This is a genomic window from Alicyclobacillus acidoterrestris (assembly GCF_022674245.1).
GTDB lineage: Bacteria > Bacillota > Bacilli > Alicyclobacillales > Alicyclobacillaceae > Alicyclobacillus > Alicyclobacillus acidoterrestris.
The window spans coordinates 1,151,260-1,174,278 of sequence record NZ_CP080467.1 but is presented as its reverse complement, the minus strand read 5'-3'; the positions used below and the strand labels follow the sequence as shown (position 1 = coordinate 1,174,278).

Here is a 23,019-nt window from a genome sequence, read left to right as displayed (position 1 = left end):
AACCGAGAAAACCAAAACGGAAAAACTCCATAAATAAACAGCCACGTAACCAATCCGAAAGCCGGATTGAAACCGATTATGTGCCAAGCAGTCTCCACTAGCAGCAAATAAAGCACCGTGGAAATAGTAGGTAGAATATAAAATTTCACAAGTAGTCTCGAGCCGGAAAACACAGCTGCGCGTTTCACACCCATCCCCACTTTCAGCATATGATTTCCCATCAAACGAAAAGCACGCGAACCACTGACTCACTATTTTTGTAAGTTCAGTTGTTGTTTCACATACTGCAGTAAACTAGGCGTAAGGGCTATATATTCATTTCCAGCCCAACTACCACGCTGTGTCCATATTGTCGCGACGTGGCTCGCTGGATAAAGAAATACCGCTTGCAAAACTGTGGTATTGCGGGTTCGAATCATCATTCCGTAGACTGGTTGCGTCGACTCTGACGTTACACTGACAGTGGCTTGGTGTACCATTTCCAAGGCAAATATAGGATGTCATTGTTTCGAAAAGTGAGCGGATTAAAGAAATATTTATCGTGTATGTAGGTGCCTAATAATGCCGCGACAATAAGCAATACAAAGCCGAACGAAATTAACCTATATCCAATTTTTATCATAAAAGGAACCTCCATCATGGAAATGTATTCCACAACCAAGGGAGGTTATCCTGGTGAATTTTTATATACTTTACTTTTCAAAAGTGGGATCGAATGCATCTCGCAAACCATCGCCGATAAAGTTAATGCACAAAATCGTCAATGTAATGAGTAATGCGGGTGGAATCCACGCCCACGGTTCAGTCGATAACGTAAAATAGTCCATCGACGAGTTCAATACATTTCCCCAACTGGGGGTCGTCGATTTCACGCCAAACCCAATTACCGCGAGCGCTGCTTCGGCGCCAATTAATCCGGCCATTTGCAGTGTGGCATTCACGACAATCGGCCCTAACGAGGCAGGCAGCATATGGCGGACAATGATGCGCCAAGTGCCGGTGCCCGCAATTCTCGCGGCAAGGATAAACTCGGCGTCGCGTAGTGATAAAAACAGGGATCGAATAATGCGAGTCGGTCCCGGCCAACCGGTTATGCCGATTACACCTACAAGTAACCATACTGACGTCGTGTTAATAATCGATTCCAGAACGATAATGAGCAAGATGAAGGGGAAATTAAACATAAAGTCACAAACCCGCATAATCACTGCATCAACCCATCCGCCATAATACCCGGCAAGCCCGCCAAGAAGGACAGAGATGCCCATGACGATAATCATATCGACGAATCCAATGAGTAAATCTATCCGCCCGCCATATAAATCTCGGGATAGGAGATCCGCGCCATTGTTATCGGTCCCCAGTAAATGTTTCGCAGATGGTGGTTGCGACACATTCATGAGATCTTGAGTTGTCGGATTCCAATGCGTTAAGAGTGGGGCGCAGAGACTCAATAACACGATGATAAACAACACGATGACGCTTCCTATCGCCATCCGATTGTGCAAAAAGCGATTGATGGCCATCCTAAAAGGACTCTTTGCTCCGCTTTCCCTGCTCATTTCTTCTTGCGGAGAGAGCAATTGATTCGTGTTCAGTGACATATTCGACTCTCCCTCCTAGTTATAGCGGACGCGGGGATCGACCACCGCAGTTAAAATGTCAGCCACTAAATTCCCTAGCAGCACACAAACCGCAAAAATGAGTGTTGTGGCCATGATTACCGGATAATCGCGCTGGGACACAGCGGTAATCGTGAGATAGCCCATACCTTGGTAACTAAAAAGCCCCTCAATAATGACGGCTCCGCCCAGCAATCCTCCTAAATCGAAACCTAACTGTGTGACAATAGGAATTCTCGCATTGCGAAAGACGTGTTTGCTGTACACAACGCGTTCCGGAATCCCTTTGGCGCGCGCGGTCCGAACGTAGTCTTGTCGAGCTACGTCCAACATGGAGCCCCGGGTGTACCGGCTGTATACCGTATTGTTCGTGAGTGCGATTGAGATAGCCGGGAGCATGGCGTGCCAGATGTGATCGACAAACGTACCCGCAAGCGGCCCTGTCCCAACTGAATTTTGCGCCGGGAAAACATGCCAATGGATTGCAAAAAGATAAATTAAAAAGACGGCAAACACATAATACGGAACGGAGAATAATACAAACGATGCAGTTGAAACGGTATAATCAAACTTCCCATATGGGCTGCGCGCCTGCAAAATTCCGACCGGTATACCAATCAATAAGATGAGAATTTCGGACAGCACCGCCAGAATGAGGGTATTGTACATCGCCGGGCCCAACAATTGAGTAACTTCTTCGTGTTGACCAAAACTCCAGCCAAAATTCCCATGTAGCACGTTAATCAACCAATGCCAATACTGAAGCGGTAACGGCAAGTTCAATCCGTTTTGAACTTCTAATTGTTGCTTTAGCGCTGCGATATCTTTAATTCGTGGATTAATCATCGCCTCGATGGCGTTTCCAGGTGCTAAATGCATCATCAGAAAAACAAAAACGGTAATGGCAAACAGCATTGGAATCATGCCTAGCAAACGGCGAATAATATAGGCAATCATATGCACTCTCCTATGACGATCACGCGTGTAGATGACAAGCTACCGAGTGACCAGCCCGAATGTCTCGAAGGACAGGCCTAGTTACACGACATTCTTGCATCACTTTTGGGCAGCGTGTGTGAAATGGGCATCCCGTTGGCGGATTCGCCGGATTTGGAACGTCCCCTGTGAGAATAATTCGCTCGCGTTTCACCTTGCGTGAAGGTGTCAGTACAGAAGATAGTAGTGCCTCGCTGTACGGGTGTAACGGGTTATTGTAAAACTCGTCCTTCGTGGCAAGCTCTACAATATGACCTAGATACATCACTGCGATTCTGTCACTGATGTGTTTTACAACCGCCAGATTATGCGAGATAAAGATATATGACAGATTGAACTCCGATTTCAGAGAAACCATTAAGTTTAAGATTTGTGCCTGAATCGAAACGTCGAGTGCGGATACGGCCTCATCTGCCACAATGAGCTTTGGATGAAGCGAGAGAGCACGCGCAATCCCAATGCGTTGACGTTGTCCACCGGAAAATTCATGTGGGTATCGGAACCTATCTCTCGCCCGCAAACCAACGGTCTCCAAGAGTTGTACAACCATCGATTCTGACTGCTTTGCGGTTGCAATGCCGTTTACAACCAAAGGTTCAGAGATAATATCTTGAATCGACATCCGTGGATTTAATGACGCATAAGGATCTTGAAACACCATTTGGAAGTTGCGACGGACGGCCTTCAGCTGCTTCCCACGAAGCTTCGTCAAATCCTGTCCGTCAAAAACAATTCTTCCCGCCGTAGGTTCCATGACGCGCATGAGCATTCGACCTGTCGTGGATTTCCCACACCCAGATTCGCCCACAATCCCCAGCGTTTCGCCATAATTTAATCGAAAGGACACGTCATCCACCGCTTTGACATGTCCCACTGTTCTACGCAATAGGCCACTTTGAATGGGAAAGTATTTTTTCAATCCCTCAACTTCAAGTAATACTTCTGCCACAACAATCCCCCTAATCTACCAAATGACAGCGAACCAAGTGCCCAGGTCGGACTTCACGCACCTCTGGCGCTATTTCGAAGCAGGACGCCATGGCCAATGGACACCTGTCTGCAAACCGACATCCAGTCGGAAATTCAGTGGCATCCGGGACGCTACCGGGAATGTAATATAAAACTTCTGTCTCTTGGTCTATCGTTGGAACCGATTTGAGAAGCGCAATCGTATAGGGATGAAGCGGCTCTTCGAATAGTGCATCAGCGTTCGCGGATTCGACGACTTGCCCTGCGTACATCACGATGACTTGATCCGCCATATCCGCAACAACACCCAAATCATGCGTGATCAAGATGATTGAGGTTCCAAAATCGTCCCTCATCTTTCGCATCAGGTGGAGTACCTGAGTCTGAATCGTGACATCAAGGGCAGTCGTCGGCTCATCGGCAATGAGGACTTTGGGCTCACAAATCATCGCCATGGCAATCATGACGCGTTGACGCATCCCTCCAGAAAGCTGGTGGGGATATTCACGAAGTACTTGCTCCGCGCGAGGTACACCCACAAATTGAAGCATTTCTACCGCTTTGGCCGTCGTCTCCCGTTTCCCGACACGTCGATGGTGCACTAACACCTCGGCAATCTGATCTCCGATTGTCAAAACCGGGTTCAGTGCCGTCATGGGCTCTTGAAATATCATAGAGATTTCATTGCCGCGCAACTTGGTCATCTCTGGCTCCGAAAGTTGCAGGATATCGACACCATGAAACATGATTTTACCGGATACAATCTTTCCACGAGGCTTCGGTACGAGACGCATGAGCGATAAAGCCGTCATGCTCTTCCCGGACCCTGACTCTCCTACGATGCAAACAATTTGACCTCTATAAACATCGAGATCGATGCCATCAACCGCCCGGACTTCTTCCTCTTTATGAACGAAATACGTCCGCAAATCTCGAACAGAAACAACCGGATCAACCTTATCTACCACATCAGCCATGAGCCACCCACCCATATGAAAGCACCATAATGATTCGTAACATTTTAAAATCTATAAGATATATCCCCAATAACAAATAGGAATTAAAGGTATATACAGTACGCAGAAATCGTATAGATGCGATGCAAACTTGTAAAGGCAACTGCCACAAAAGCAATCAAAATCGTGCGCACATGTTATAACGATATACACTCTGGAAGAAATAGATTAAAAAATTGCTCATTCTGCTTGAAAGTATCTCTTACGGACTCTACAATCTTAGAAATCCGATTGGTATTATCTGCAATATACGTTCATTCATCGTAAGAGAGCAGAGATGTGGGCCAACACACGTTTTCTAAAAACGGAACCCACGGTGTCGGAATCGACGTTCTACAGGGGGATTGATGTACATGTCAAAGGTTAAAGGAGTATTGGCAAGCCTTGCGGCCGTCGCTACGTCTTCATTGTTGCTTGCTGGATGCTCTGACAACAGTGGGGCCGCTTCCAACAAGAGCCCATCCGCAAACAATGCAAGTACACCAACAGACGGTGGTACACTAACCGTTGCACAGGGTACAAAGTGGAATGACGAATTTATTCCAAACCTAGACTCTAGCGGCTATACTGCGGCAATGACACAACTGTCGTTCGATCCGCTATTAAACGTAAATAACAAACTTCAAGTGATTCCTTGGTTAGTGGCGAAGTATAAGTACTCTAGCGATCATAAGACGATTACATGCTGGCTTCAGCCAAACGCAAAATGGTCAGACGGTCAACCTATCGTTTCAAAAGACGTCTTGTTAGACATGGACTTTTTGGCTTCACCGGCATACAACGGCCCACACATGCAAGGTCAATCTGAATATCTAGTGGACAACGTAGTCGGCGCATCAAAAATTGTGAAGGGCCAAGCAAAATCCTTTGCCGATACAGGCGGCTTTACTATCGTCAACGACAAAGAGTTTCAAGTTCACGTGCAGCAGCCGGATGCGGCGTTTCTCACTGCCGATTTAGCCAATATTACGCCACTGCCCTACCATGTCTTAAAGGACATACCTTTCTCGGATTGGATGGATATGTCATACGACAAGTTACCAACCGTCGTATCTGGTGCGTACATCCCGGTATCCGCGAATTCGCAGTCTATCGATACGTTTAAAGTGAACCCGAATTACTGGCGAGGCAAACCTCACATCGCCAAGGTGGTCTTGGAACAGACTAGTCCTGATGTCGAGCCTGGATTAATGGCCAATGGGCAGATTGACTTCGCGATTAACGGGATTTCTGCCAATGACAAAATTAAAATGAAGCGTGATCCTAATATTGTCGAGACGACCATGCCTAGCACCGAATATGCGTTTCTCGGTTTGGATGATAAAAAATCCTACTTCTCGGACGTACGTGTCCGTCAGGCATTCGCTTACGCGATTAACCGGAATCAGATTATCAACGGCATTTTCCAAGGTATGGCGGTCCCAACCAACTCGCCTACACCTGACGCCTATAGTTGGGCCAGTACACCGGAAAGCCAGCTAAACCAGTATCCATACAATCCGAAGAAGGCAGAGCAGCTCCTCGATGAAGCGGGGTTTGTGAAGAAGGGGCAATGGCGGATAGACCCCAAGACCGGGAAGACGCTTGTCCTGCACTTAGCGGTTACGGCTGGCAATGCGACGAGTGAATCGGAGGCTACAGCCATCCAAAAGAATCTGCAAGCCGTTGGCATTGATGTCGAAGAAAACAGCCCAATTGACTTCAATACCCTAATCAACGACTTGCAAAACAATGCCCCCAATATCGACATGTGGTTGATGGGGAATGAATTGGGGCCTGACCCGGATCCGCGTGGTACATGGGGCACACAAGACGCGGGGAACTATTGGCATTACTCGAATACGGAAATCGATAAGCTCATCAAAAACACATGGGCACTGCCTTCAGACTTCACACAAGCTGGCCGAGGGCAGCAATTCCAAGCATTCAACAAGTTCGTCAACCAACAGCTGCCAATCATCTTCTTGTTCAACTATCAAGACGTGCAGGTGTACAACAAGAAAGTTCATATCCCGAGCAAGTATTTTGGTCCAATGGGCGCTTGGCCTGTCGGTCCAGATTGGTGGATTTCCAACTAACTTAGATTGCACGCAGTCATGGCGGGGAGACGGGATAGGTGGTTCAGACCGGCTTCCCCGCTATGATTTTTTGGGGGAACCGGGACTGGCCCGGCTGTTCACAACATAGTAAGCCAGCTGCCACGACACCTGCTTTCTCGACAATACAGTTAATCGTTCAGTCCCTTTCCATCGAGAATCCGCCCCACACATTTTTCAATCCTCGACACTCGCGTTTTCGACTGTTTGGGCTGAGAAAAATACAGAATGTACGCTCTCTGCCGTCCGGGCGTCAATGCTTCAAAGGCTGTTTTCAAAGCAGGGTTTTCATCAAGCTTGCTTTGGAATTCCTCAGGGATTGTAAAATCCTTTTTCAATTCCACTTTCAAACCGGACTGTTCGACCGCAATCGCATTGTAAATATAAGATTTTAAAATGGGTTCCATTTCAATGATTTCTTGAACACTCGTGAACCGAATCTGGCGGGCCGCTTGCACATTCTCCGTCTGTCTGATTAAAATTCCGTGTGTATCCTGCAACAGGGCACCTTTGTGAAACAACAGCGCACAATATTCCTTGAATCCATGGATTAAGACGATATTCTTGTTCTCAAACGTGTAACAAGGATGCATCCACTTAAATTCTTCGGTTAAATCACAGTCAAGTGCAATATCTCTTAACTTCTCGTACTCCTCCCTCCATTTTTTAGCCTTGCTTAAAAATTCATCAACCTTCGGATTCAATTTATGAGTTGTCATCAAGGAGTACCTCCGTTAATCTTTGCGATCACGCTCAAGGCGCAGAATGCCTCTTCTTGATTTGTCCAATACAGAGTGTACAGCCCGTCGGGATCAAATCCAAGTTGGGAATCCGGAGTATACCCAAACAATTCATTTACGACTTGCGCTCTGTGTAACCCATTGCTTGATATCCTTTCAGTCTCTTTTGGTACATGCGGGCCAACATGGGAACATGGCTATCAACGTAATCGTAAATCTGGACTTCATGTTTCAAATCGTAAATACGATGCAATCTGCCTGCATACTGCTGTAACGTCCCCTTCCAGGATATTGGTAGTACAAGAAACAACGTGTCCAAACGTTCATCATCAAACCCCTCGCCAATAAAGCGCCCCGTTGCGAGTATAACCCGTTCTTCTTCCGGTGGAATCGCATTTAATTTTTCCTGGGCGGCTTTCAACTGTTTCTTCCCCATTCCTCCACGCAGGACAACAATATTCTTCGCAACCCCCTTCAGTCTATCTTCAAAATACTGTAGATGAGACCTTCTATCCGTCAATAAAATTGGCGACCTACCTTGATCTAAGGCAGACAGCAAATCGTCAAAAATCATATCATTTCGCGACTCATCGGATAGTAATCGGCCATACACCTGTTGTATGCTCAAATTTAACTCATCGCTGGAGAGTTTAAAATTTGTATGTCGAGGGATGACAACATGCTTGAAGGGTCGCTTGACAGCTTGAGATTTTGCATCAACTCTGTAACGAACTGGGCCACACTGCATCAGCACAATAGGGTGCTTACCATCCTTGCGAGCCAATGTTGCTGTCAGTCTGAGAACATATCTCGCTCTCGCATGTTTTAAGACCTGCTCAAAACTCACTGCAGGCGTGTGATGTGTTTTCCGCGGTTCTAATTTGCAGAAAAACGCGGCGGTCGTTTATACATTGACATTGCATATTCATACGCTATCCATGTGCTACACTTATTGAACTAAGGGGCAGGAAAGCCGATATCACCTCATGTCTCTTGAAAAAGGAGGTTCCAAATGTCGGTTGAGGACTACAGTGGGCGAATACTTCTTCGGATTTCCCCTGAATTGCACAAACAGGTTGCAGAATGTGCTCAGGCGTCCTCAAAGAGCGTGAATGCTTTTATCTCTGAATCACTAGAGGAAAGGGTTGAGAAGATGATGGGTATCGTGACGCCGAGGTTTACACGAGTCATTGTAGGTGATCTGCCAGTGAAAGAGGTTCGCGAGGCTGTTGTGGTGACACAACATCCTTGGTACATGCAACTTGCCAATGAACATAAAGTCTACCTGTTCAACACAAAACTGGGTCACGTCACGCCCCCGAGATACCTGCTTTTTTATGAAACAACCAAAACCGAGCCTGATGGGACCACGAACGCGTTCCTCGTCATGTAAAGCAATATGGGCGGGTGAAGGAAATTTTTTACGACTTGCATCCTCAGGATTACCATATGGTGCCAGAACTCGTGCCGTTGATCCAGGACAACAGGTTTTGGGACGAACTTAGCAAGTGGGATTGGCCTAACCATGTAGTCCTTTTTGACGAGATTGGGTCATTTGACGAACCCATTCCGCTCAGAGATTGGCGTCAGTCGAAATTTTCCCAGAACAAAGAAAGTACGTTAGCTCGTGTTCGGAATGCAAAGTATGTTGAAGACCTGTACTCGTAACCGACTATGGGAAATGCGCCTTCAACAGCGTAGCCACGGTAAGGAGGGAGCCCGAATGTCCGTTAAACGTGATTGGCTTGTGCTATTGGTTGACACGTATAACACTGAGATTAAACCTAAGCGTCAAAGCGAGGAGGAGTTTTATCAGAGGCTCCAAGACCTGCAATCAGTGGTCGATACGTTTGGTACTGACCTTTCAAACCATGACCGAGTCAAGAAGAAACGACACGGTCATGCTCGTCGAATTAAGGCAGAGGCTATTGCAGCCTTTAAGGTCGAATTTTCTGCGAAGATTCCTTGGATCCAACAGGCTGATACCTGGGACGCCGTACATCGAATTGTGACGAAGTGTAAGGTACCTGGGTGTCAACATCGGCTGTAAAATCCCCAATAACAGCGGAATACAATTCCCCAAAAATAACGGATTAAATTCCCCAAAATCATCGGGATGAATTCCCCACCCTTTGCCGAATTTACGGCACCGTTCACATCGTTGTGGGAGGTGCCACGATGACGGAGAGTGAGAAAATGGAAGTTAGAAGGATGTATCAGGAAGGCGTGAGTATCTCTGAACTCTCTCGAAGAACTGGACATGACCGTAAGACAATTCGAAAGGTCGTCCAAGAGCAGGAGGATGGAAACAATCCTTTATCTGGAACCAAACGAAAAGGCAGTAAGTTGGATCCCTATAAGCCGTATGTAGAACAGCGGATGCGTTTTGGTGTCCTGAACGCGGAGAGGATTTTACGAGAGATTCGGGAGCAGGGATACACTGGTGGAATCACGGTTCTTCGCGAGTTTATGCACCCGCTTCGCCCCGTTGTCTCTGCCAAGGCAACGGTTCGGTTCGAAACAGGCCCTGGTGAACAGGCCCAGATCGACCTAGGTGCATTCCCGTATGTCGACGCCGAGGGGAATCGGCGCACACTGTGGTGTTTTGCTATGGTTCTATCCTACTCCCGGATGCTCTATTTGGAGTTTATCAAAGCGTCAGACCAACTGCATATTCTACAAGCCCTGCGCAATGCGCTTGAGTTTTTTGACGGGGTGCCAAAGACCATTCTCAGTGACAACTGTGCACCACTCGTTCTGTCCAACGACGGACATGGACACGTAGAATGGCAACCGGCTTATTTGGATTTCGTCAAGTATTACGGGTTTGTTCCCAAGGCCTGCAAACCCTATCGCAGTCGTACAAAAGGAAAAATTGAGCGCCCCATTCGTTATATCCGCGACAGCTTTTGGCCAACCGCGTTTGTGGATCTGGCAGATGTCAATCAGCAGGCGGTCATATGGAGAGATACCGTTGCCAACATCCGCATCCATGGGACAACGCATGAGCGGCCGCAGTCTCGGTTCCCTGACGAAAAACTGCAGCGGCTGCCGAAACATCGGTATCTATTGGCGTATAGTGCGTTGCGCAAGGTGCTCAACGACTGCCGAATCTCATGGAATGCCAGCTTGTATTCCGTGCCGTGGCAGTACGTTGGGAAAAATGTTCTAGTGCGCGCGTTTGAAACGGGTCGTCTACAAATTGAATATGGCGGTCAGGTTATCGCCGAGCATAGTCTCGTGGACAAGCATCAAGTCTCCAGCAACCCTGAGCACGTAAAAGGCATCCCCATGGATACGCCGAGGCATTCACGGGGCAAAGTCGCTGGTCTTCAAGTCGAACCCGACGTGGAACAACGGGATCTGGACGTGTATGAGCAAATCGCGTCAGGAGGGCAATTGCAATGAGCGAAGCATTGTTATTGGCCAAGACGGAAGAATCCTTGTTGGAACTGGGGCTAAAGAAGGCCGCGTCGATTCTCCCAGCCAGCCTGGAGTGGGCTGCGGGAAAACAGGCGACGTATGTCGAGTTTCTGTCTCGTCTGTTAGAGGCAGAGACGGAGGAGCGGTTCAACCGCTACCTCCATACTCGCCTCAGCCTGGCACACTTCCCGTATCACAAGACGTTGGCAGACTTCGATTTTACGTTTCAGCCGTCCATCGACGAACGACAAATCAGGGAATTAGCACAACTGTCGTTTGTGGAGGAGCGCAGCAACGTCATTCTCCTCGGTCCGCCCGGCGTAGGAAAGACACATTTGGCTGTCGCAATGGGGATGGAGGCCTTGCAAAACCGAATGAGTGTGTATTTCGTCACCATGCAGCGGTTGGTCGCCGATTTACGAAAAGCGCATCAGGAGGGCCGCTTAGAGAAGCGATTGAAGGTGTACATCCAACCGAAACTTCTCATCTGCGACGAGGTTGGTTATCTGCCACTGGACGCGCTGGATGCAGCAAACTTCTTTCGTCTGGTCTCGGAGCGGTATGAACAAGGGGCGATGATTATCACGTCCAATACAAGTTTCACCAACTGGGGAACCATGTTTGGGGATCAGGTGCTGGCGTCGGCTTTACTTGATCGCTTGCTTCACCACGCGACAACGGTCAACATACGCGGGAATAGTTACCGGATGAAGGATAAACTCAAAGCGGGCGTGACCCATGCCCTGCGAGAGGAGGTGAGAGACTAACCGAACATATGTCCGGGGAATCTTACGCGATGATTTTGAGGAAATCAAAACCGATGTTTTTGGGGAAATCGACCCGATTTTTTTGAGGAATTAAATCCGATGTTGACACTGGGATCGGCGACTTGGCGATCTATGACATGACTCGTGCCATCTGCGCTCACCGCAGACTCGCTCCACTCCACATTGACTTGCACTGCGGTACGAAAGTTGGAACCAGACGACTGCTCGGGGTGAAAAAGCTGGGTGCAACTATCCTGAGAACAGACTTGCCTTCAGAGTTGCAATGCCTTTCCGAACTCGACCTTGAGGACTTTCTCTGTATATTCAAAGACAACTTCGTAGAGTCGCCGTCTCACCTCCACGTTCGTCCCACCTGCAGCACCAAGGTTGTCGTTCATGGATGTGGAAAACGGCAGTCCGTCTCGACGTTTCAAGCATGTTAACTAGGCAACTGACTGAACTAAAAAACCCAGCCCCCGCCAGGGGACTGGGTTCCAAACCACAGTTTTGGTCGTGGTTTTGATTGGTGGAGGCGACGGGAATCGAACCCGCGTCCGAAGATCTCGCTACATGCACATCTACGGGCGTAGACCGTCTACTGAAGTCCCTGCCATCCGCGGACGATCACGCTGATGAACAGGCGAGTTCGCTAAAGTTTCGCCGGTGGCCCGCGAACGAGGTCATCGACTAGTCTGCTAAGTTGACGTTACAGGGTGTGCACAGACAACACACGATGTAACGGTCTCGTGCTTATTAGGCAGCGAGAGCGAGATTGCTGTTTGAGGTAAAGCGTTTAGCTTTGCCAGTTAAAGAAAGTTCCGCGTGATTAACGTGTGCGCAGCCCCACGGCCCGCCGTACATGCTCGAACAACCCCCGTCGAATCCAAAACGCCCCCGCGTTTTGGGTCCTGCGCTGGCTTTCGCATGGACGGTCAATCATCAAACTCAATACAGCAATTGACCAGCAATCTCTCATGTATGTGGTGTTTCTCAAGGTACCTTGGCTACGTCGTCGCATGCGGCAACCAAATCATCTGTCACCACCGCGCCCGACATCTACAACTTTACCATGCGTCGTGACGAACATCAATCGTAGGTTGATGCCACAACTGGACAACGATTGACAGCGCTGGTAACGCCCATCATACGGCGCATGACGTCTTCATGACTTCCTCGGCGAATCCCCACTATCCCACACCACAAGGCATGCCGATGAATGATCAGCCCTTTTGGCGCTCGCGCAGTGCGCGTTGAATCTCCCGGTTGGCGTCGCGCTTCTTCATCGACTCGCGCTTATCGTGAAGTTTTTTACCTTTCGCGAGGCCCAGTTCCACTTTCGCAAAGCCGTTCTTCAAATACACTTTGGTCGGCACCAAGGTAAATCCTTGTTCTCGAACAGCACCGAACAGGTAGTGAATCTCCTTCTTGTGGAGGAGGCATTTGCGGGTGCGGAGCGGGTCATGGTTGAATCGATTGCCCTGCTCATAAGGTGCCACGTGCATGTTGTGAAGATACACTTCGCCGTGTTCAACACGCGCGTAGGCGTCACGTAAACTGACGGAGCCTTTGCGCATCGACTTGATTTCCGTACCTGTGAGGACCAGGCCTGCCTCAAACGTCTCCTCGATGAAATAATCGTGATACGCTTTTCGGTTTTGGGCGAGAATCTTACCGCTCCCGTTCCCTTTCGCCATGGTACCTTCACTCCAACGTCCATCAGATTTTGCCAGAGGCGTAGCATATATCATAGCATACCTTGGCACAGGCGACAAGCGGGCTTGCGCGCTGTCGCCTGTCAAGCCACGGCCGTGATGCCAGCCGTGGCTTGAGACTTTTTGTTCGTGTCCGCGCCCAGTGTTTGTTAGCGACTCTTGCGCTTTTTGCCAGTCGAGCGTCCGCCGCCCGACGTCACGCTGCGGCCACCGGCCTTGCGGGTGGCCATCTTGGCGCCCGTTTTGACGCTGCCCCGATGTTTTTTGCGCGGCTTGTGACCGTCGCCATGGCCCGCTCCAGCGCGGTCGTCTGCGGCCCCACCTGGGCCGCTGCGCCGACGGTCACCGCCCGCCGATTCGCCGCCGCGCGCGGCCCAGGTGCGGTATCCGCCCGTACGGCCGTCCGCGCTGCGGCGGACGCCATTCTCCGCTGCATCTTCGCGGTCTGCGTAACGGGATGAGGCGTCGCGTCGCGTATCTCGATCACTGCGGCCCGACCGCTCACCACGACGTCCACCCGTGGTGCGGCGGCGACCCGAATCGGCGGCGCGGTGAGCGTCGCGGTGCCCCTCTCGCCTGCCTTCACGCTCGGCCTGCGCCTGCTCGCGGGCCTCGCGCGGATCTGGGAAATCCGCATCCCACTCGTCGTACGGCATGTCAACCGGAAGTTCCGCGTCGCGCGTGCGGCCACTGCGACCGTAGCCGCCTTCGACCGTGTGGCCGGCTAACTTGTCGCGGCGAGATCGGCCTTTGAGTCCGCCGGATCGGACAGCGCTCCTCGTGCCCTTTGGTGCCGCGCTCGAGCGGCTTTCGCGGCGGAGGATACTTTGGCGGCGCTCCGACGGAGAGAGATCTTCGTCGTAAATAATGGCGCCACCACCGCCGTGGTCAGCCACAAACGTGGCCTCCCGCCGATGCTCAACCAGCCCAAAGTTAATTTGCAGTTCTTCCTTGCTTGCGCTCGTGACGACAATGCGAACGGGATCCCCCAGACGGAAAACGCGGCGATTGCGTTCACCAATCAGCGCCATTTGTCGCTCGTTGAAGACGTAGTAATCGTCGTCCAGCGCGCTGATGTGAATGAGGCCCTCGACGCCGTTGTCGAGTTGCACGAAGATGCCAAATTGCGTCACGCTCGAGATGATGCCGTCGAATTCCTCGTCGAGGTGCGCCTGCATGTATTCGACCATCTTGAGTTGGTCCACTTCGCGCTCAGCGTCCTGGGCGAGGCGCTCGCGCTCGCTCGATTGCCGGCTGGCATCCTCCACAAACTGCCGGAGTTCCGCCTCGCGCTCGGGCGACAAGGGGCCTGCGAGCACTTCCCGCATAATCCGGTGGATGGTCAAATCCGGATATCGGCGAATCGGCGACGTGAAGTGCGTGTAGTACTCGGCCGCGAGGCCAAAGTGGCCTGTGCACTCGGGTTTGTATTTGGCTTGCTGCATCGATCGCAGCATCACCGTGGCAATCATGCGCGCCTCCCGGGAACCCTCGACCTCGTTGAGCACTTCCTGCAAGGCGCGCGGATGGACTTTGCTGCCACCGGCCCCTTTCAGGTGGTAACCGAAATTGTGCAAAAAGGCGTTCAGCGTGATCATCTTGTCAGCGTCCGGCTCGTCGTGCACGCGGTACACAAACGGCACGCCCAGCCAATGGAAATGTTCCGCGACCGTCTCGTTGGCCGCGAGCATAAACTCCTCAATCAGCCGTTCGGCGATGGAGCGCTGGCGTGGGATGATGTCGATGGGTTCGCCGAGATCGTTCACCTTGACGTAAATTTCCTCGAAGTCGAAGTCAACAGCGCCACGGCGCATCCGCTTTTGGCGCAAGATGAGCGCCAGTTGCTCCATGTGGCGGAACATCGGCACGAGTTCCTTGTACTCCTCAATCAACGCCTCATCGTTGTCCTCGAGGATTTTGCGCACATTGTTGTACGTGATCCGCGCCGTCGTCTTGATGACGCTCGGGAAAATGTCGTGGTTGACCACGTGTCCCTCCGCGTCAATCTCCATCTGACACGAGAACGCCAGCCTGTCCACCTGGGGATTCAGTGAACAAATGTTGTTCGACAAGCGCGGCGGCAACATGGGGATAACCCGGTCGACCAAATACACGCTGGTGCCACGGCGGAAAGCCTCTTGGTCGATGGCGCCCCCTTGTTTCACGTAATAACCGACGTCGGCGATGTGCACGCCGAGCAAATAGTTCCCGTTCTCCAGCAATTTGACATGGACGGCGTCGTCGAGGTCTTTCGCCGACTCGCTGTCGATGGTCACCATGGGTTCATCGCGTAGGTCACGGCGATTTTTCAACTCATCCTCAGCAATCTCTAGCGGAATCGCTTCGGTCGCGCGCAATACCTTCTCCGGGAACTCCTCTGGCAGGCCATACTTGCGCACCACCGACAAAATGTCCACGCCAGGTTCATCTGGGTGGCCCAGAACTTCGACAATTCTACCCACGGGTCCATGTGTGGCAGACGGGAAGGACGTGAGCTCCACGACCACGATATAGCCATCGTGCGCGTCGCGAATCTCCTCCTTCGGAATGAAAATGTCCTGGGTGAAGCGCTTGTCAATCGGATTGACAAACGCATGGTGCGCATAAATCGTGATTTTCCCGACAATGCGCTCATTTGCGCGCTCGACGACGCGGAGAATCGTTCCCTCGCGGTGCGCGCCGCCCCGACCTTCGTTTTGTACCTTCGCCATGACCTTATCGCCACTCATCGCGCCGTTCATCTCAGTGGCAGGGATGTAAACATCCGGTTCACCGTCGCGCTCAGAAATGACGAAACCAAACCCGCGCGCTTTCATCTGCAGTTTGCCGACGACAAGACCTGCAGTGTCTGGCAACGCGTAACGGTTGTGCTTGGTGCGCACGACAGCGCCCTCGTCCTCCAACTGCGTGAGCAGCTTGACGAGATCGCGAAATTCAGACGCCGACGTCTGACCAAGCACTTCGCTCAGTTCCTGTACCGTCAACGGCTTGTAAATGTCACTTTCCATGTATTCCAATAACTCTTCCCGTTGCATATGGATCACCTCGTTACGATTTAAGCGGTTGATCCTGTGGAGGAAACGCACTTTTGTCTGTTAGCTAGTATGGACACAAAACACCGCGTTCGGTACGTTTGCGAGTGGAACATTTTACATCTGGCCCAAGGTACAAAAAAAGTGCCGCCGAACTGGCGACACTTTTCGATGTACATACGGTCACTTCAGATGGTGGAACAAGAACGCAATCAGCATGGTCAGCAAGAACAGCAGTATCGCCAACACCACTGTGACCTTGCCGAGGAAGGAGTCGAGCCCCTTCGAACGACGATTGGTTACTTGGTTCGATCCGCCGGCAATGACACCGGACAATCCCGCACTACGACCCGACTGGAGCAGGATGACGAAGATGAGCAATACGCCTAAGACGACGAGTACAATCTCGGCTGCAAAAATCATCCTTTTGTCACCTCCGCTCCACGTCCATTCTTGCCATTAGTGTACCATGAAAATTAGCGTTCGACAAATGCCGATTTTCCAGCATACTGTGCGGCCCCACCAAGCTCTTCTTCAATGCGGAGCAATTGGTTGTACTTCGCTACGCGGTCCGTACGGCTTGGTGCACCCGTCTTGATTTGACCGGCGTTGGTCGCAACGGCGATATCCGCGATGGTCGTGTCTTCACTTTCGCCCGAACGGTGTGAAATGATAGAAGTGTAACGCGCGCGCTTCGCGAGTTCAATCGCTGCGAACGTCTCGGTCAGCGTACCGATTTGGTTGACTTTGACGAGAATCGAGTTGCCGACGTTTTGCTCGATGCCCTGTTTCAGGCGGTCGGTGTTCGTGACGAACAAATCGTCACCGACGAGTTGCACGCGGTTGCCGATGGTTTGGGTCATCTTCGCCCAACCTTCCCAGTCGTCCTCAGACAGGCCGTCCTCGATGGAGATAATCGGGTATTGTCCGAGCAACTTCTCGTAGTACGCAATCATCTCGTCCGCCGTACGCGTGACGCCTTCGCCTTCAAAGTGGTACTTGCCATCCTTGAACAACTCAGTCGATGCGACGTCGAGCGCGATGGACGCTTGTTCGCCTGGCTTATAGCCTGCCTTCTCAATCGCCTCGACGATGATTTGAATGGCCTCTTCGTTCGTCTTCAAGTTCGGCGCAAAGCCGCCCTCGTCACCGACGGTCGTAGCCAAACCGCGGCTACCGAGCACGCTCTTCAAGTTGTGGAAAATCTCCGCGCCCATGCGCAGTGCTTCGCGGAACGTCGTCGCGCCGTGTGGCACAACCATGAATTCCTGAATGTCCACCGTGTTGTCCGCATGCTTGCCGCCATTGAGGATGTTCATCATTGGCGTCGGCAGGGTGTGCGCGTAGAAGCCACCCAGGTAGCGGTACAATGGCAAGCCGACCTCTTCCGCAGCCGCTTTGGCAACCGCCATGGAGACCGTCAAAATCGCATTGGCGCCCAGTTTGCCCTTGTTCGGCGTGCCATCGAGGCTAATCAGCAATTGGTCGATTCCCACTTGGTCAAGTGCCTCTTCGCCAATCAGCTCCGGCGTGATGATCTCATTGACGTTCTGCACAGCCTGCAGGACGCCTTTGCCGAGATAGCGGCTCTTGTCGCCGTCGCGCAACTCAACGGCTTCGTGGGCACCTGTCGATGCGCCAGACGGAACAATCGCACGGCCAAAGGCGCCGCTCTCCAGCTCTACTTCTACCTCAACGGTCGGGTTGCCGCGGGAATCTAATACCTCGCGGGCGTGTACGTCAAAAATCTCGGACATTGTAGTCACTCCTTCGTGAATTTGCATTCCTAAAAATATCTATCAAACGGGGTTCACCCCAGGGGTTTACCCATTGACAATGAGCGATTTGCCGGTCATTTCTTCCGGCTGCTCGACGCCGAGCAGGCTCAGCATCGTCGGCGCCAAATCCGCCAACACGCCGTCTTCGCGCAACTCGACCCCAGGCTTCGTAATGACGAATGGCACCGGATTGGTCGTGTGCGTCGTGCACACTTCCTGCGTGTCCGGGAAGACCATAATGTCGGCGTTCCCGTGATCAGCTGTCACCAGCGCGACCCCATTGACCTCCGCGAGCGCTTCGAGCACCGTGTTCAGACACTCGTCCACTGCCTCGCACGCCTTGATGGCCGCTTCCAACACGCCGGTGTGACCGACCATGTCCGGATTGGCGAAGTTCAATATCATCGTGTCGATCTCGCCACTACGAAGCCGCTTCGCTGCCGCATCGGCCACTTCGTACGCGCTCATCTCCGGCTTCAAGTCGTATGTAGCGACCTTCGGCGAATTGATGAGAACACGTTCCTCACCAGGAAACTCCTGTTCCCGACCGCCGGAGAAGAAGAACGTCACGTGCGGGAACTTTTCGGTTTCTGCAATGCGAAGTTGGCGCAGCCCCGCCGCCGAGACGACCTCGCCGTACGTATTCTTCGGGCTGGTCGGCGGATAGGCAATCTGGCCACCCACCGTATCGCTGAACTTCACCATCGAGACAAAGTCCACCTTCGGCGGGTTCTCTCCGCGGTCAAAACCGCTAAAGTCGTCGTTGGTGAACGCCTGCGACAACTGGATCGCGCGGTCCGGGCGGAAGTTGAAGAACACCAGTCCATCGCCGTCGGCAATTTTCCCTACCGGTTCCCCTTCTTCGTCCACTTGAATAATCGGCAACACGAACTCGTCGGTCACGTCTTTATCGTAGCTGTCGCGAATCGCGCCAACGACATCGCGTACGTGTTCGCCCTCGCCGTGAACCATGGCGTTGTACGCGCGACTGACGCGCTCCCAGCGCTTGTCGCGATCCATCGCGTAATAACGACCCACGACACTGCCGATGACGCCGGTGCCAAGGTCATCCATCAATGCCTGCACGCGTTCGATGAACTCGGCTCCTGTCTTCGGCGCGGTGTCGCGACCATCGAGAAACGCGTGAAGCACGACCTTCTTGACGTCGAGCCCCGCGGCCATGCGTAGCAGGGCAAGTGCGTGATCAATATGGCTGTGCACGCCTCCATCCGAAATCAGCCCACACAAGTGCAAGGTTTTATCGTTTCGGTTGACGGCGTTCATCACGCGCTTCAGCACTTCGTTCTCAAAGAAGTCGCCCTCGCGAATGGCCTTGTTAATCTTGGTCAATTCTTGGTACAGAATACGACCTGCGCCAATATTTGAGTGTCCAACCTCAGAGTTGCCAAATTGCCCCTCTGGCAATCCCACAGCCTCGCCACTGGCCAGCAGCGTGGTATGTGGGTATGTCGCCCACAACTTATCCAGTGTCGGGGTGTTGGCGAGCGCGACCGCGTTGCCCTCCCGCTCTGGATTCAAGCCAAAGCCGTCCAGGATGATCAAGGCCACTGGCCCCGACCCACTAGGGCGCGCTTTGCGTTCAAATGTTCCTTCGCTCATGCGAGCGCACCTCCGATAGCCGACGCCATCTCGACGAACGACGAGGCTTTGAGGCTCGCTCCGCCGACCAAGGCGCCGTCGATATTCGGTTGTTGAATGAACCCTGCGATGTTGTCCGGCTTGACACTGCCGCCGTACAAGATGCGAACGGCATTCGCGGCGGCGGCGTCTACGTGCTCTGCAATCACGCTGCGAATTTCCCGCGCCACCGTTTCGGCGTCCTCTGCCGTCGCCGTCTTGCCGGATCCGATGGCCCAAACTGGTTCGTATGCAATGACTGCTCGGGCGACTGCGTCGCTCGAGAGACCCGCGATACCCTGGGTCACCTGCCCCGAGACGATGGCTTGTGTTTGCCCGCTTTCCTTTTGCGACAAGTTTTCACCGACGCACAGGACGGGAATCATACCTGCGTCGACAATCGCACGCACCTTATGATTGACCATCTGGTCGGATTCGCCAAACAGCGTGCGGCGCTCAGAATGTCCAGCCAGGACGTATTGCGTCCCGAATTCGGCAAGCATCAGCGGTGAAATTTCGCCCGTAAATGCCCCCTCCTTTTCCGGGTACACGTTCTGGGCGCCCATTTTCACCTGTGCTGGCAGCATCACGCGCAGCACGTGCAGGCTGGTAAATGGCGCACAGATTGCATAGTCCACAGCCGTGCCAAGCGCTTGCGAGTGCTGACCCAGTTCCTCAGCAAAGGCCCGCGCTTCTGCAACTGTTTTATACATCTTCCAGTTCCCCATCAGCAAGGGTGTTCTCGCCACTGGAATCCCGCCTTTCGAATCCTGTTGTCCGCACGCTGTAAGGCTGTCGCGCGCGGCGATTATTTGTCCTCGATAGCCGCTACACCCGGAAGGGTCTTACCTTCCAAAAATTCAAGTGACGCGCCACCGCCCGTCGACACATGCGACATCTTCTCTGCGACGCCCGCCTGTTCGACCGCTGCAACCGAGTCTCCGCCGCCGACAATCGTCGTCGCGTCGGCTTCCACCATGGCTTCTGCAATCGCGAACGTACCTTTGGCGAAGGCCGGCATTTCAAACACGCCCATCGGCCCGTTCCAAATCACCGTTTTAGCACCCTTAATCTCCGCCTGAAAGGCCTTGATGCTATCCGGGCCAATGTCGAGCGCCATTTCGTCCGGCGCCAATTCGCTCACCTTGCGCACAGTGTACTCGGCATCAGCAGCAAACTGTTTCGCAGCCACCACGTCAGTCGGCAGCAACAGCCGGCTATTGTGCTCCTTGGCCAAGTCGAGCAACTTGCGAGCCGTATCCAACGCATCCGCTTCGACGAGCGATTTCGCCATGTCATTGCCCTGGACGGCGAGGAACGTATTCGCCATGCCGCCACCAATCAGCAGCGCATCGACTTTGGGCAACAAGTTTTCGATCACGTTGATTTTATCGGACACCTTCGCCCCACCGATGATAGCGACAAACGGACGCTTCGGATTGGCCAGCGCCTCGCCCATGATACTGACTTCTTTCTCCATCAAAAAGCCAGCGACGCTCGGCAAATATGCCGCCACACCCGCGGTAGACGCATGCGCGCGGTGAGCCGTGCCAAACGCGTCATTGACAAACACGTCGCCGAGTTCAGCAAAGGCCTGCGCCAAGTCTTTGTCGTTTTTCTCCTCGCCCGCATAAAACCGCACGTTCTCGAGAACCAGCACATCGCCATCTCGAAGCGCTTCGACAGCCGCTTTTACCTTGTCGCCGACACAGTCGTCCACAAACGAGACCTGGATGTCTGACAAGAGGCCTTGCAAATGTTCTGCCACGGGTTGCAGCGAATACTTTTCATTGCGTTCGCCTTTCGGGCGGCCGAGGTGACTCATCAAAATGACCTTGGCGCCGTGCCCCGCGAGGTATGTAATCGTCGGAAGCGCCGCGCGAATCCGGGTGTCGTCGGTAATCTCCAACGCGTCGTTCATCGGCACGTTGAAATCCACTCGAACGAGCGCGCGCTTTCCTTGCCACTGTACATCTTCAATGGTCTTCTTTGCCACAAAGGGCGCCTCCATTCTTTTCTCCAAACTCTAGCTCTAGGATGTTCTGTACTTGGCTCCATCTTACATTTCATTACAAAGCGCCGCCAACATTTGTCCTTATTGGACCACCTAGATTATTGTACCAGACCAGTACAAGCCGAAAAAAGTAAAAGTGAAGGACTGGCTGTCGACGACTATCCGCACACGCGGTTGAATAGACATCATCAAAGCGACACTTGCGGAGGTGACGACCCTTGCAGATTGGAATCATTGGAACGGGACAGATGGGCGGCATGCTCGCACGCGCCTTCGCCGAGACGGCGCCGGAGAACGTCTACGTGTACAACCGATCCCGCGCGAAAGCAGAAGCAGTCGCAGCGGGTTTGACGAACATCGTCGTCTGTGACGACTGGCAGACCTTAATTGAACCAGTCGATGCGGTATTTCTCTGCACGAAGGGAAAAGACGGCCTCGATTTAGTCCGAACCATGGGCCCCAAACTGCGTCGGGAGCAACTGCTCGTGACCACTATCAGCAATATCGATCTCGACCGCTGGCGCGAACTGACCCCCGCCACGCCGGTCAAACTGATTCCCAGCCTGACGCAGACCGTTCACCGTGGAATCATCCTGTTATCCTACCCGCGCGATGTCGACGGCGCGAGTAAGTCGGCACTCGAAAATCGGCTCTGCACCATTGGCAACCCGCTGATTATCGACGAAGGTCAAGTGCGCGTTTGTTCGGATTTATCGAGTTGCGGGCCAGCGTTCCTCGTCACCGTTTGTCAGGCATGGGCAAAGGCTGCCGCGCAGACAGGCGCGCTGGAGCGCAGCACGGCAGAGATGATTCTCAAGGAGATGATAGTGGGTCTCGCGGCACTGCTCGACGCCGGAATTTCGTTCGACGACATCGTCTCGCGCATCCGCGTACCCGGCGGCGTGACAGATAGAGGCATTCTCGCGATGGAGAACCTCCCCCTGCACCTGTTCTCACGTCTGCATGCGGAGACGGCGCGCTACGCCCAAACCGGTCATCGGGTCCCGATTCCCGACCCACTCCCGATGTACGACGAATCATGACAACCTTTGTCGAAAGATAGGAATCTTCGTAATATCGCTTGTCTGATTTTCGCCGTCACAGCATAATAAACTTGCGAGAACATGGTATACAGCGCCCACTGGCCTCTGAGTAGGGGGGGAAATCGTTCCCTTTGCGAGGAGGTCGTTGTGTTGGACAACTCTTAAAGGTGGCT

The 23,019-nt window shown here is 52.5% G+C and carries 19 protein-coding genes and 1 other RNA gene; 6 read left to right on the top strand and 14 right to left on the bottom strand.

The features are described from left to right. Positions 1–692: 692 nt before the first annotated feature. Genes opp4C through K1I37_RS05450 form a run of 4 tightly spaced genes read right to left on the bottom strand, consistent with a single transcriptional unit; the run spans position 693 to position 4,564 of the window. A complete protein-coding gene (gene opp4C / locus K1I37_RS05465) occupies positions 693–1,604 on the bottom strand; it encodes an oligopeptide ABC transporter permease (RefSeq protein ID WP_021298159.1) in 912 nt (303 codons plus the stop codon). Between the two features lie 15 nt (positions 1,605–1,619). Continuing rightward, the gene (locus tag K1I37_RS05460; RefSeq protein ID WP_021298160.1) at positions 1,620–2,579 is read right to left on the bottom strand and encodes an ABC transporter permease; all 960 of its coding nucleotides are present in this window, start codon (positions 2,577–2,579) and stop codon (positions 1,620–1,622) included. Positions 2,580–2,598: 19 nt separating this feature from the next. Beyond that, positions 2,599–3,567 carry an ABC transporter ATP-binding protein gene (locus tag K1I37_RS05455; RefSeq protein WP_021298161.1) on the bottom strand — a complete coding sequence of 323 codons (969 nt, stop codon included), beginning with the start codon at positions 3,565–3,567 and terminating at the stop codon, positions 2,599–2,601. Between the two features lie 10 nt (positions 3,568–3,577). After that, positions 3,578–4,564 (bottom strand): ABC transporter ATP-binding protein, encoded by a 987-nt coding sequence (locus K1I37_RS05450; RefSeq protein WP_021298162.1) that lies wholly within the window; start codon positions 4,562–4,564, stop codon positions 3,578–3,580. 392 nt (positions 4,565–4,956) lie between these two features. Here K1I37_RS05450 and K1I37_RS05445 point away from each other — a divergent pair, with 392 nt between their 5' ends. Then, positions 4,957–6,681 (top strand): ABC transporter substrate-binding protein, encoded by a 1,725-nt coding sequence (locus K1I37_RS05445; protein ID WP_021298163.1) that lies wholly within the window; start codon positions 4,957–4,959, stop codon positions 6,679–6,681. A gap of 149 nt (positions 6,682–6,830) precedes the next feature. Here K1I37_RS05445 and K1I37_RS05440 read toward each other — a convergent pair whose 3' ends face one another. Then, entirely contained in the window at positions 6,831–7,418 is a 588-nt protein-coding gene (locus K1I37_RS05440; protein WP_021298164.1) for a YdeI/OmpD-associated family protein, read from the bottom strand. Positions 7,419–7,554: 136 nt separating this feature from the next. Further along, positions 7,555–8,067: a DEAD/DEAH box helicase gene (locus K1I37_RS05435; RefSeq protein ID WP_021298165.1), complete on the bottom strand. Its 513-nt coding sequence runs from the start codon at positions 8,065–8,067 to the stop codon at positions 7,555–7,557. 384 nt (positions 8,068–8,451) lie between these two features. Between K1I37_RS05435 and K1I37_RS05430 the strand changes: the two genes are divergently transcribed. From K1I37_RS05430 to istB, 4 genes are all read left to right on the top strand, one after another. Beyond that, positions 8,452–8,832 carry a toxin-antitoxin system HicB family antitoxin gene (locus K1I37_RS05430; RefSeq protein ID WP_021298166.1) on the top strand — a complete coding sequence of 127 codons (381 nt, stop codon included), beginning with the start codon at positions 8,452–8,454 and terminating at the stop codon, positions 8,830–8,832. A gap of 330 nt (positions 8,833–9,162) precedes the next feature. Beyond that, on the top strand, positions 9,163–9,489 hold the full coding sequence (locus tag K1I37_RS05425; protein WP_021298168.1) for a hypothetical protein: 327 nt from the start codon (positions 9,163–9,165) through the stop codon (positions 9,487–9,489). 128 nt (positions 9,490–9,617) lie between these two features. Continuing rightward, positions 9,618–10,847, top strand: coding sequence for an IS21 family transposase (gene istA / locus K1I37_RS05420; protein WP_242215987.1), 1,230 nt, complete (start codon positions 9,618–9,620; stop codon positions 10,845–10,847). Beyond that, positions 10,844–11,629 carry an IS21-like element helper ATPase IstB gene (gene istB, locus K1I37_RS05415; protein ID WP_242215986.1) on the top strand — a complete coding sequence of 262 codons (786 nt, stop codon included), beginning with the start codon at positions 10,844–10,846 and terminating at the stop codon, positions 11,627–11,629. The genes istA and istB overlap by 4 nt, the downstream gene beginning before the upstream one ends. A gap of 524 nt (positions 11,630–12,153) precedes the next feature. Here the strand turns inward: istB and ssrA are convergent. The 8 genes from ssrA to K1I37_RS05375 form a co-directional block, all read right to left on the bottom strand. Next, positions 12,154–12,525, bottom strand: a transfer-messenger RNA (tmRNA) gene (ssrA, locus tag K1I37_RS05410). 324 nt (positions 12,526–12,849) lie between these two features. Beyond that, positions 12,850–13,323, bottom strand: a complete 474-nt coding sequence (gene smpB / locus K1I37_RS05405) for an SsrA-binding protein SmpB (protein ID WP_021296900.1) — start codon at positions 13,321–13,323, stop codon at positions 12,850–12,852. Between the two features lie 167 nt (positions 13,324–13,490). Further along, on the bottom strand, positions 13,491–16,376 hold the full coding sequence (gene rnr, locus K1I37_RS05400) for a ribonuclease R (protein WP_021296901.1): 2,886 nt from the start codon (positions 16,374–16,376) through the stop codon (positions 13,491–13,493). 180 nt (positions 16,377–16,556) lie between these two features. Further along, positions 16,557–16,796, bottom strand: coding sequence for a preprotein translocase subunit SecG (gene secG / locus K1I37_RS05395; RefSeq protein ID WP_021296902.1), 240 nt, complete (start codon positions 16,794–16,796; stop codon positions 16,557–16,559). A gap of 53 nt (positions 16,797–16,849) precedes the next feature. Then, positions 16,850–18,130 (bottom strand): phosphopyruvate hydratase, encoded by a 1,281-nt coding sequence (eno, locus tag K1I37_RS05390; RefSeq protein WP_021296903.1) that lies wholly within the window; start codon positions 18,128–18,130, stop codon positions 16,850–16,852. Between the two features lie 66 nt (positions 18,131–18,196). After that, on the bottom strand, positions 18,197–19,771 hold the full coding sequence (gene gpmI, locus K1I37_RS05385) for a 2,3-bisphosphoglycerate-independent phosphoglycerate mutase (RefSeq protein WP_021296904.1): 1,575 nt from the start codon (positions 19,769–19,771) through the stop codon (positions 18,197–18,199). Continuing rightward, positions 19,768–20,538 carry a triose-phosphate isomerase gene (tpiA, locus tag K1I37_RS05380; RefSeq protein ID WP_040441381.1) on the bottom strand — a complete coding sequence of 257 codons (771 nt, stop codon included), beginning with the start codon at positions 20,536–20,538 and terminating at the stop codon, positions 19,768–19,770. Before tpiA ends, gpmI begins: the two co-directional genes overlap by 4 nt. Before the next feature lie 59 nt (positions 20,539–20,597). Continuing rightward, entirely contained in the window at positions 20,598–21,785 is a 1,188-nt protein-coding gene (locus K1I37_RS05375; RefSeq protein ID WP_021296906.1) for a phosphoglycerate kinase, read from the bottom strand. Between the two features lie 236 nt (positions 21,786–22,021). On the opposite strand from K1I37_RS05375, the gene K1I37_RS05370 reads away from it, so the two are divergent. Then, on the top strand, positions 22,022–22,846 hold the full coding sequence (locus tag K1I37_RS05370; RefSeq protein WP_021296907.1) for a pyrroline-5-carboxylate reductase dimerization domain-containing protein: 825 nt from the start codon (positions 22,022–22,024) through the stop codon (positions 22,844–22,846). The last annotated feature ends 173 nt before the right edge of the window (positions 22,847–23,019 follow it).